The sequence below is a fragment of the Chromobacterium alticapitis genome, from assembly GCF_002924365.1.
Taxonomy (GTDB): Bacteria; Pseudomonadota; Gammaproteobacteria; order Burkholderiales; family Chromobacteriaceae; genus Chromobacterium; species Chromobacterium alticapitis.
This window is the reverse complement of record NZ_PQWB01000001.1, coordinates 35,481-45,914: the sequence shown is the minus strand read 5'-3', so window position 1 is coordinate 45,914 and position 10,434 is coordinate 35,481. Positions and strand designations below refer to the sequence as shown.

The 10,434-nt window shown below is 63.3% G+C and carries 10 protein-coding genes and 1 pseudogene; 4 read left to right on the top strand and 7 right to left on the bottom strand.

Annotated features, from left to right (window positions below; all coding sequences use genetic code 11):
• Positions 1-235, top strand: a pseudogene (locus C2I19_RS00230) (IS5/IS1182 family transposase); the annotation flags it as partial.
• 682 nt (positions 236-917) lie between these two features.
• Here the strand turns inward: C2I19_RS00230 and C2I19_RS00220 are convergent.
• On the bottom strand, positions 918-1,565 hold the full coding sequence (locus tag C2I19_RS00220) for a response regulator (RefSeq protein ID WP_103900722.1): 648 nt from the start codon (positions 1,563-1,565) through the stop codon (positions 918-920).
• On the bottom strand, positions 1,562-3,466 hold the full coding sequence (locus C2I19_RS00215; protein ID WP_103900726.1) for a type IV pili methyl-accepting chemotaxis transducer N-terminal domain-containing protein: 1,905 nt from the start codon (positions 3,464-3,466) through the stop codon (positions 1,562-1,564). Before C2I19_RS00215 ends, C2I19_RS00220 begins: the two co-directional genes overlap by 4 nt.
• A 135-nt stretch (positions 3,467-3,601) precedes the next feature.
• Between C2I19_RS00215 and mobB the strand changes: the two genes are divergently transcribed.
• Positions 3,602-4,105 (top strand): molybdopterin-guanine dinucleotide biosynthesis protein B, encoded by a 504-nt coding sequence (mobB, locus tag C2I19_RS00210; RefSeq protein WP_103900725.1) that lies wholly within the window; start codon positions 3,602-3,604, stop codon positions 4,103-4,105.
• Here the strand turns inward: mobB and moaA are convergent.
• Positions 4,083-5,057 (bottom strand): GTP 3',8-cyclase MoaA, encoded by a 975-nt coding sequence (gene moaA / locus C2I19_RS00205; protein ID WP_103900721.1) that lies wholly within the window; start codon positions 5,055-5,057, stop codon positions 4,083-4,085. The two genes, mobB and moaA, sit on opposite strands and share 23 nt — an antisense overlap.
• 262 nt (positions 5,058-5,319) lie before the next feature.
• Here moaA and C2I19_RS00200 point away from each other — a divergent pair, with 262 nt between their 5' ends.
• A complete protein-coding gene (locus C2I19_RS00200) occupies positions 5,320-6,261 on the top strand; it encodes a DMT family transporter (protein WP_103900720.1) in 942 nt (313 codons plus the stop codon).
• Between the two features lie 170 nt (positions 6,262-6,431).
• Here C2I19_RS00200 and C2I19_RS00195 read toward each other — a convergent pair whose 3' ends face one another.
• The 4 genes from C2I19_RS00195 to C2I19_RS00180 all read right to left on the bottom strand — a co-directional run bounded on the left by C2I19_RS00195 (position 6,432) and on the right by C2I19_RS00180 (position 9,185).
• Positions 6,432-7,001, bottom strand: a complete 570-nt coding sequence (locus C2I19_RS00195; RefSeq protein WP_103900719.1) for a hypothetical protein — start codon at positions 6,999-7,001, stop codon at positions 6,432-6,434.
• The gene (locus C2I19_RS00190) at positions 6,998-7,651 is read right to left on the bottom strand and encodes a DUF484 family protein (RefSeq protein WP_103900718.1); all 654 of its coding nucleotides are present in this window, start codon (positions 7,649-7,651) and stop codon (positions 6,998-7,000) included. Before C2I19_RS00190 ends, C2I19_RS00195 begins: the two co-directional genes overlap by 4 nt.
• Before the next feature lie 54 nt (positions 7,652-7,705).
• Positions 7,706-8,536 carry a diaminopimelate epimerase gene (gene dapF / locus C2I19_RS00185; protein WP_103900717.1) on the bottom strand — a complete coding sequence of 277 codons (831 nt, stop codon included), beginning with the start codon at positions 8,534-8,536 and terminating at the stop codon, positions 7,706-7,708.
• Between the two features lie 82 nt (positions 8,537-8,618).
• The gene (locus C2I19_RS00180; protein WP_103900716.1) at positions 8,619-9,185 is read right to left on the bottom strand and encodes a C40 family peptidase; all 567 of its coding nucleotides are present in this window, start codon (positions 9,183-9,185) and stop codon (positions 8,619-8,621) included.
• A 336-nt stretch (positions 9,186-9,521) separates the two neighbouring features.
• Between C2I19_RS00180 and C2I19_RS00175 the strand changes: the two genes are divergently transcribed.
• A complete protein-coding gene (locus C2I19_RS00175; RefSeq protein ID WP_233201046.1) occupies positions 9,522-10,433 on the top strand; it encodes a substrate-binding domain-containing protein in 912 nt (303 codons plus the stop codon).
• The last annotated feature ends 1 nt before the right edge of the window (position 10,434 follow it).

Here is a 10,434-nt window from a genome sequence, read left to right as displayed (position 1 = left end):
GGCTCGGAATGAGATTCTGCGGGCGACCAAACGACTAGGCCGGGCGATCTGGAAGCGTTGGAGCGGCTACCATCGCCGCAGCTTGGTGGAAACCAAAATGGGTTGCTTCAAACGGCTGGGTGAAAGGGTGACGGCCCGTCGCTTCGATAGCCAAGTGGCAGAGCTGCAAGTGCGCGCTGCCATCTTGAACCGTTTCAGCATGCTGGGCCGTCCGTGCACGGTGGCGGTAGCATAAATTTGTTTGGGGAAAGGGGAGCCTCGCCCTGTTCTGGATTTATGCAACAGTGCCCAACAAATAACACAGACCAAGCAGCGACAGAGGCTTTCACTCGTAGGTCCTCCGCAGCCGGCGATCTTGAAAGGCGGGATGCGGTCCAGAAAATGAATGCGCATAACCCAAGAATGACTGTCGCTAGTAATGTCGTTACGCCATAAATCAGTGTAAATGAGTTTGCGGGATGTCCGGCGCACCAATTTTTCGGTGTGTAGAGCCAAACTCCGTATGGGTTTGCTGATCTAAACCATGCAGATAGGCCCACGGCAATGAGAAGCGTTGCCAAGGCAATGAGAGAAGCTATGCGTTGTGAGCGGTACGTAGTCATGTTCTCTAATGTTGGAAGCAACTTACTGCCGGAGTTGTGCAGCAACGGCGGGAGGGCCATCGGTTGGGCTAAGCTTGCGAAGCTCAACGCTTACCGCGAATCATTTGATGATACACAATGCCTATTCATTCTCGGTAAACGTTGGACTTCATTTTATTCAGCCCAACCTACGGCCCTGATATCCGGGGAACGGAGTTGCGACAGAGTGGCGAAGCCGGGCAAGAATGAAATGATGTCCGGCACAGCCACGCCGGAGCAAGTCCGGTTGCCCGAGGGGTTAGGCCGAATTCTCGATGGGCATGTGCTTTGAGTCGCTCAAGCCTTGTCCAGCCCATGCTCCACGGCGTAAACCGCCGCCTGTACCCGGCTGCTTAGCGACAATTTGCGCAGGATGTTCTGCACGTGGACTTTGACCGTGCTCTCGGCCAGGTCCAGCGCGCGGGCGATTTCCTTGTTGCTGGCGCCGCGGGCCAGCCAGCTCAGGGTTTCCCGCTCGCGCGGGGTCAGGGTGTCGGCTTCGCTGGCCTTGGCCGCCGGCTGGTGCAGGCGGGCCAGCAGCTTGGCGGTCATCTCCGGCGACAGCACGCTGTCGCCGTCTACCGCGCGCCGTATGCTGTCCAGCAGGAAATCGGCGTTGATGTTCTTCAGCAGATAGCCGCGCGCGCCGCCGCGCATGCACTCGGCCAGGTCGTCTCCGTCTTCGGATACGGTCAGCATCAGCACGGCGGTTTCGGGACAGCCGCTCAAGATCTGCCCCAGGGCCTCGCGGCCGTTCATCACCGGCATGTCCAGGTCCAGCAGCACTACGTCCGGCCGCAATTGCTCAGCCTGTTTGACGCCCTCCAGGCCATCGGCGGCCTCGCCCACTACCAGGAAATCATCCTGTCTTTGCAGCAGCGCCTTCAGGCCGCTGCGGAACAGGGTGTGGTCGTCGACCAGCAAGATTCGGATGGCTTGTGTCATGCGCCTACGCGCTCCTCTTTGGGCAGGGTCAACTCCACGGTGGTGCCATGCTGCGGCGTGGAGCGGATGTGAATTTGACTATGGATGCGCTTGGCGCGCTCTTGCATGATGGACATGCCGACATGGCGCGCCGACATGGTTTCCAGCCGCTCGGCCTCGAAGCCGCGGCCGTTGTCGCGGATGCGCATTTGGAAGCTGGCGGCGTTGTCGATTTCCACCTCCACCAGGCTGGCCTCCGCGTGTTTGCGGATATTGGACAAGGCTTCCTGCAGGATGAAGAACACTTGCAGCTGTTGTTGCGGGTCCAGCGCTTTGCCGTCGCCGCGCATTTCCAGGCGGGCGGGCACGCGGGTCTGCTGTTCGAAACGCTGCAGCAGGGTTTGCACCGCCTCCGGGAACTCCTGCTTGCTGATGCGGGTGCGGAAGTTCTGCAGCAGTTCGCGCACATCCTCGTAGCATTCCTGCACGCCGGCGCGTATGAAGGCCAGGCTCTCCCGCGCCTGCTCTTCTTCGCTGCGCTTCATCGCGTCTTCCAGCATCTGCGTTTGCAGGTTCAGGAAGGATAGGGACTGGGCGATGCTGTCGTGCAGGCCCTGCGCCATCAGATTGCGCTCCTCGGATACGGCGAACTGGCGCTCGCGCGCGCTCAGCCTCAGGTTTTCTATGGCGACGCCCAGATGTTGCCCCAGGGTTTCTATCAGCACCTGCTCCGCTTCGGGCAACAGGCGCGGCTGGCGAAAGTATAAGGTAAAGATGCCAACGTCTTCGCGGTGGTTGCGAATGTGAAACACGGCGATGGAGGAGAAGCCGGCTTTGCCGCAATGGCCCAAGCTGTCCGCTTTCGCCTCGCCTAGTTGATGCAGCACGGCGAAGGGCTGGCTTACCGCCTCGCCGCAGCGGCAGGCGTCGCTGGGTATGCATTCCTCGCTGTTTGCCATGTCCGCGGGCAGGCCAATCTGCGCGATCTGGTCCAGCTTGCCGCGCGCCTCGTCCAGCAGGCGCGCATTGGCGGCGTCGGCGCCGGTCAGGCGCATCAGTTGGCCGATGAAGCCCAGGCAGATTTCCTCCTGCGAACGGCGCTGGTGCAGGAAGGAGGTCATGTCGTACAGCGTCTGCAGCCGCAGATTCTGCGCCTCCACTTCGCGCGTCTGCTCTCGGACCTTGCTTTCCAGATTGTGGTACAGGTCACCCAGCCGCTCCGCCATCTGGTTGAAGCCGGCCGCCAGCATGCCGAACTCATCGCTGCGGTCCACCTCCACCCGCGCCTGCAGATCGCCTTCGCGCAGACGGGCGATGGCCTGGCTGAGCCGGTTGACCGGATGGATCACCATCAGGAACAGCATATAGGCCATGCAAACGGCGCCGGTTATCGCCATGGCGATCAACAGCATCTGGAACATGCGCAGCAGATTGGTATTGGTCTCGTTGTCGCGCTCCAGCAAGCTGACCAGGGTGTCGATGTCGGCGACGAAGGCCTCCACCTGCTCCTGCGTCAACGCGCTGCCGGCATGCAACAGAGTGGGGCGCATCGTCGCGCGCCAACGTTGTTCGATCAGGCTTTCCTGGTCGCGGATGTCGCGATTGTCCGGCAGGAACAGCGGACGCGCCGGATCTCCGCGCCGCAAGCGGGCCAGGGTCTGGTCGAAATTGGAGACCTCCCCGATCATGACGCCGGGCGAGGGCTGTTGCGACAGCAGATAAGCCATGCGGTAGCTGCGCATGCGCAGGCTGCCCACGTCGTTGATCGCCGCCGCGCCGCCCTCCAGCCGCCAGGACAGCGCCAGGCTGTAGGCGATGGAGGTCAACACCACCAGCAGGGCGATCAGCGACAGTACCAATAGCTTGCTGGCCAGGCTCTGCAGGCGCTTGGACACGAAGGCGGTGACAGGAGAGAGATTCATGCTGCTTTCGATGTATGGTCTGCTGCCGCGGACGGCGGCACAATGTCGGCTTGCGTCCGCGCCTTTGGTTTGCATGGAAATGGTTTGAACATAGCGCGTGCCGGCGCCGCCGACAATCCGCCAAAAGGAGAAGACATGCGCGAAGTATTGGGAATTTGCGGTTATTCCGGCAGCGGCAAGACCACGCTGCTGGAGAAAGTATTGCCCTTATTGAGGGAGGCCGGGCTGCGGGTGGCCGTGATCAAGCACAGCCACCATGACGTGCAGCTGGACTCGCCGGGCAAGGACAGCTTCCGCCACCGCCAGGCAGGCGCCGTCGAAGTGATGATCGTGTCGCCGCATCGGGTAGGCGTGTTCGCGGAGACCGAGCGGGAGCTGACGCTGGATGAGCAGTTGGCTCGGCTGGCGCCGTGCGATCTGGTGCTGCTGGAGGGGCAGAAGACGCTGCCCGCGCCCAAACTGGAAGTCTATCGACCGTCCCTGGGCAAGCCGGCGCGCTATTTGGAAGATGAAAACATCATTGCTGTGGCGACGGACGCCGCGATGGAGGCTGAGATACCAGTGCTGGATTTGAACGATGCGGAGGCGGTGGCGCGGTTCATCGCAAACTGGCTGGCTAGCCGCCGGTCTGCGACATGAAGCGCATCACCTTGGCCGGCGCTTCCTTGAACTCATGCTTTTCCGGCTTCAGCTCGATGGCGGCGCGGATGGCGGTTTCCAGCTCGGTGTCGCTGCAGCCGGCGCGCAGCAGCCGGCGCAAGGGGTAGCTTTGCTCCTGCCCCAGGCATAGGTAGAGGGTGCCGTCCACCGACATCCGCACCCGGTTGCAGCTGGCGCAGAAGTGTTGGCTGATAGGCGTGATCAGGCCCAGGGTGAAGCGGCCATCGCGCGATCCCCAGTAGCGGGCCGGACCGCCGCCCAGATCCAGGCTCAGCGGCGCCAGGTCGAAACGGGCGCGCAGCCGCGCCAGGATGGGGGCCAACGCGCTGCCTTGCGCGGCGCGGCCGCTGTTGCCCATGGGCATGGCCTCGATCAGCCGCAGCACAAAGCCTTCGCGCAGACAAAACTCCGCCATCGCCTCGATGTCGCCGTCGTTGACGCCGGCGATGGGCACCATATTGATCTTGATCCGCTCGAAGCCGGCCGCCTTGGCGGCCGCCAGGCCGTCCAGCGCCTTGGGCAGGCTGTCGCTGCCGGTCAGCTCCGCCACGCAATCGCGCCGCAGCGAGTCCAAGCTGACATTGAGCCGGGCCACGCCGGCTTGCCGCAGCGGCTCGGCATGGCGCGCCAGTTGTGTGGCGTTGGTGGATAGCGAGAGATCGGCCAAGCCGGACAGGGCGGACAGCCTGCCGGCCAGCAGCGGCAGGTCGCGCCGCAGCAGCGGTTCGCCGCCGGTCAGGCGGATGCGGCGCGCGCCCAGGCGGACGAAGGCGGCGGCGACGCGTTCGATTTCATCGAAAGTCAGCCAGTGTGCCGGCTCCTCGAAGTCCTTGAAGCCTTTGGGCAGGCAATAGCTGCAGCGCAGGTCGCAACGATCCGTGACGGAAAGGCGCAAATACTCAATGGTTCGGCCGAAGCGATCTGACAGCATGGTGGTTTTCTCGAGGCGGTACTGGCGGAAATTTTAGCTCGCGGCAGCGGCGGGCGCCGCTCGCTGGATGGAGGGGAGGGGCTAGTTCTTTCGGCTGAGCCGTATTTGGCTGGACGGAATGTTTCATTGATTTTGTGATTTTTGGAATGAATTTATGGTTTTTGTCTGAAAATGGAAATCAACCATGTTTTGTTGATGTTTGATTGAATTATTATGTTGCGCGATATTGTTAGAATATGGGCAGTTTATTTCAAGAACTGCCATGAACAACGCAACAAACAATAAAGCAGCCTATGGCTTATTGGTATTGACCATGTTGATGTGGTCCACCAATTTCATCATCGCCCGCGCCCTGCACGGACAGATCGGCCCATTCACGCTGGCCTTCGCGCGCTGGGGCATCGCCTTGTGCTGCGTGCTGCCCTTCGCCTTGCCGCGCTTGCGGCGCAATTGGGGCAAGCTGCGCCAGCAATGGCCGCTGTTGCTGACGCTGGGCCTGTTCGGCATCGGCCTGACCAATACCTTGGTTTATTGGGCGGTGCAGACCACCACCGCCACCAATGCGGTGATCCTGAACAGCGCCACGCCGGTGATGGTGCTGCTGCTGGGCTCGCTGTACTTCCGCCAGCGTCTGAGCAATAGGCAGTGGCTGGGGATGACGCTGGCGCTGTGCGGCGCCTTGCTGATCGTGCTGAAAGGCAATCTGCTGGCGATAGGGCGTTTTCATTTCGGCGGCGGCGACCTGCTGGTGCTGGCCGGGGGGCTGTGCTGGGCCATCTACACGCTGGGTTTGCGAAAATTGAAGCCGGGAATCGACGCCATGGTGCAGATGGCGGTGCTGCTATTGGTGGGCGAGGCGCTGCTGTTGCCCCTGTTCGCCATGGAGGCTGCGCAACGCGGCCTGCCGACGCTGGACGGCGCTGCCTGGGCCAGCCTGATCTATCTGGGCGTTTTGCCGTCTGTGGTGGCTTATCTGTTGTACAACCGCGCCATCGCGGCGGTGGGAACGGCCAAGGCCGCGAGTTTTCTGTACCTGATGCCGGCGTTTGGCGCGCTGCAATCCATCGCGCTGCTGGGCGAGGAGCTGCATTGGTACCATGCGGCGGGTTTGGCGGCGATTTTCGGCGGCATCGCCTTGAGTTCTTTGACGCGGGCAGGCGCGGAGCGCGGGATGAAGCGGGCTTTGCGGCCGCAGAAGTCCTGAATCCGGCGGGGCGCTTTCATGCTAAGCTGGCGATGTGTCGGCCGGATCGGCATCGGACAGTTTTGATGGCGCTTCGCAAAATATCCGCTTATTGATTGTTTGCGTTTGATGATGCCATTGCCGGCTGCGGCGGCGCTCCTTCACAGGGCGCCGCCTTTTTCATGTCTGTTTCAAATCAGATACAGCAGCAAAGGCACTGCCCAGATTTTCAAGCCGGCCATCAGCAGCGGCGCGCCCAGGCACAGCGCCCCCCAGGCCGGCCAACTGGCGCCGCAAACCGCTCGCCCCCGCATGTCGAGCAGCAGCAAACGGTAAGCCAGGTAGCTGACCAGCATGGTCAGGGGCGGGGCCAGCAAGTATACCGCCCTCGGGAGCTGGCTCAGCCAGGGCGACAGTCCCAGCACGCCGATGTGCAGCGCGAGCTGGCTGGCGAACAGCGCGGCCAGCCGCGTATCCTGGCCCGGAAAGCTCAGCGTCCGCCTGCCCACGCGCATATGGGCCGCGGCCCACATCAGCGCCGCCATGCCTAGCCAGGCATAGGCGTAGACGAAGGGCAACAGCAGTGGGGAAGCCGGGGCCGGGTCCACACGCGCATGCAGCAGGGCGGCCAAGGCCAGATAGGCCGCCGCGAAGCAGGCCAGGGCGCTGCCGTTGCGGCTGGCGCCCAGCCGCCACAGGGCATGCAGGAAGTACAGGACGACTATGCTCAGCAATAGCAGGCCGCAAGGCGTCGCCGTCATGCGGCCTCCAGCGCGGACAGCAGCGCGGCGGAAGCCAGCTCTCCTATCTGGGCCAGATATTGGGTATGCATGTCGTAGGTGAAACGCTGCGGATCGTCGCTGGCCAGCACCAGCACGCCGAAAGCCTGGCCGTCCGCGCCGCGCAGCGCCACCTGGGCGAAGGACTGCAGCACTGGCAAGGCCGGGAACCAGCTCAACACCTCGTCATTGGCATAGGGGCCGCAGGAGGGCGTGAGCAGATTGCGGGCCAGGCTTTGCACCTCGTTTTGCGCGTTGTAGTGCTCGCCGTCGTTTTCCGCCGCCGGGTGCCACAGCTTGATGGCGACGCGGTCCAGCTGGAAGTCCTGGCGCATGCGCTCGCGCAGCGCGGCGATGCGCTGGCCGGCGTCGCGTTTGGAGAGCAGCGCCAAGGTCAATTTGTGCAGCCGGCCCAGTATGCGGTCGTTGCTCTGGCCGCGTTCGACCAGCAACTGCAGCTGCGCTTCCAATTGGCGGTTCTTGTCCTTCAATTCCAGCAATTGGCGCTCGACGAAAGACACCACCACGCGCTCGCCGTTTTGCGGCGAGGCCTGCAAGCCGTATCGCTGGGCAAGCTGTTGCAGAAATTCCGGGTGCTCGTCGAGATAGGCTAGCACTTGTTCGTCATGCATTTGTTTTTGCCTTTCGCTTCGGGATGCGTAAAAGGATTGGTGCCCTGGCGGGGCTTAAAGTTCGATTTCGCCCTGGAAAACGGTGGCGGCGGGGCCGGTCATGATGACCGGGTGGCCTTCGCCGGCCCATTCGATGACGATGTCGCCGCCGCGAGCATGGACGATGACGCGCGCGTCGAGCAGGCCTAGCCGGATGCCGCAAACCACGGCGGCGCAAGCGCCGGTGCCGCAGGCCAGCGTCTCGCCGGCGCCGCGCTCATAGACGCGCAGGCGGATCTCGCCGCGGTTGACGATCTGCATGAAGCCGGCGTTGACGCGCTCGGGAAAGCGAGGATGGTTCTCCACCAGCGGGCCGACGCGTTCCACCGGCGCCGTATCCACATCGTCCACCAGCTGCACGGCGTGCGGGTTGCCCATGGAGGCCACGCTGATCTGGCAGACGCCGCCGTCCAGCTCCAGCGGGTAGCGCAGGGCTTCGCCGTCGGCGAGGAAAGGGATGTCGGCCGGCGCGAAGCGCGGCACGCCCATATCCACGCGCGCCTGGCCGGCGCCGAGGTATTCCGGCGCGATTACGCCGCGGGCGGTTTCCACCGCGATGCGGCGCTTGTCGGTCAGGCCTTCGTCGCAGACGAATTTGGCGAAGCAGCGCGCGCCGTTGCCGCATTGCTCCACTTCGCCGCCGTCATTGTTGAAGATGCGGTAGCGGAAATCATGGCCAGGCTCGCGCGGCGGCTCCACCAGCAGCAGTTGGTCGAAGCCTATGCCGAGCTGGCGGTTGCCCAGCTGGCGGATTTGTTCCAGGGAGAGCGAGACGGACTGGCGCACGCCGTCTATGACCATGAAGTCATTGCCTAGTCCATGCATTTTGCTGAATTTCAGTTTCATGTGGCGAATGCCTGCGCTGCTTGATGCGGGAAAGCGCAGATTAGCACAGCGGCGCCCGATGTTCATCGCGCGCCGGGCGGGATCAGGCGCGCAGCACGGTGCGGGCGCCCTCGTAGCGCGGGGCGAAGTAGACATTGTCCAGTCTGGCCACGCGTATGGTGCTGTTGCTGCGCGGGGCATGGACGAATTTGCCGTCGCCTATGTAGATGCCCATGTGCGAGAAGGGGCGGCCCATGGTGTTGAAAAACACCAGATCGCCGACCTGGCGCTGGCTGTCAGAGATCGGCCGCGCAAGATTGGCGATTTGCGCCGCATTGTGGGGCAGGCGGATGCCTATGGCGTTCTGGTAGATGTAGCTGACCATGCCGCTGCAATCGAGGCCGGCTTCGGGATTCTTGCCGCCGAAGCGGTAGCCGCCGTCCAGCAAGCCTATGGTGTACAGCAGAATCTCGCGCCCGTCGCCGTCGGCCTGGAGGCCTGACAGCGAGGTATCGCCGGAGGGCTTACCCGGACGGGATGGCGGGCGCTGGCTGGTCTTGACGGGGGCGCTGCCGCAGGCGGCGAGCAGGACGGCGAGGCCGCCCAAGGCGGCTCGTCTCAACAAACGGCGGCGCAGCGCGCCGTCCTCGTCCAGCAGGGTTTCTTTCATTGCCGCGTGCGCTCCGATTCTGTTCATTGCAATGGGGGACCATTCTGGCCCGCATAAAGTTTCAACAACGGCGGCCATGCGCGGCGGTTGACCGGGAGGCCGCCAGCGCGGGATACCCCTCTTCGCCGCAGTATAGCGAAGCGCCCGCGTGGCGTCAGCGCAGGGCCGGCGCGCCTTGCCGCGGGGGCTACGCTTTGGGCGGGGCTGTCTACAATGAAGTCGTTGTGGTCCATTTCATGCAGGAGCTGCAAAGTGAATGAGAAATTGATTTCAAACACCACGGTCATTCCGGGGAGGCTGTCCCGGCGCATGTCGGCGGCGGCTGTGGCCATTGCCATGGTTTGGACATCCGCCTGCGCCGGCGCAGCCGACATCGTCTATATCACGGCCAAGGCGGATTTGCCGTTCTGGGGCACCGTGGGCAAGGGCGTGAAGTCGGTGGCGGATGCGAACGGATTTTCCTTCGCCGAGCTGGACAGCAAGCTCAACGCGGACACCCAATTGGAGAATGTGCGGCAGGCCATAGAGCGCAAGGCGGCCGGCATCGTGATTTCGCCGACGAACAGCCAGTCGGCGGAGGACGCGCTGGCCCTGGCCAAGAAGGCCAATATTCCGGTGGCGATCGCGGACATCGGCACCAATGGCGGCGACTACGTCAGCTTCGTCAAATCGGATAATTATCGCGGCGCCTACGACGTCGGCGCCGAGCTGGCCGCGGCGATGCAGGCGCGGCATTGGGGAGGAGGCGGCTACGGCATGATCACGATAGAGCTGAGCCGCAAGAATGGCCAGGACCGGAGCAACGGCTTCCGCGACGCGATGAGCGACGCGGGCTTCCCGCCTGAAGTGGCGCTCAAGCAGATGAAAGACTATTCAGCCGAGGAAACCTATCGCTATTCGCGGGAAATCCTGGCGTCCCACCCGAAAATCCGCGGCTTTTTCATCGAGACGGACCAGCCGGTGGACGGCGCCATGCGCGCGATCCGCGAAGCGGGCAAGCGCAAGCAGGTCTTGCTCGTGTCCTTCGACGCGATGCCCGAGGTGGCGCGGCTGCTGAAAAACGAAGACCTGGTGGCCGTGGGCATGCAGCAGCCTTTCCTGATGGGCAGCGCCGCGGCCGACGCCCTGGTCTCGTATTTGCGCGGCCGCAAGCCGGCGCGGGAAATCCTGGTGCCCATCCTGGTGGCGACCAAACACAACGTCGACCAGCTCATGCCAGTGGCCTCGAAGACCGTGTTCGGCAAATAGA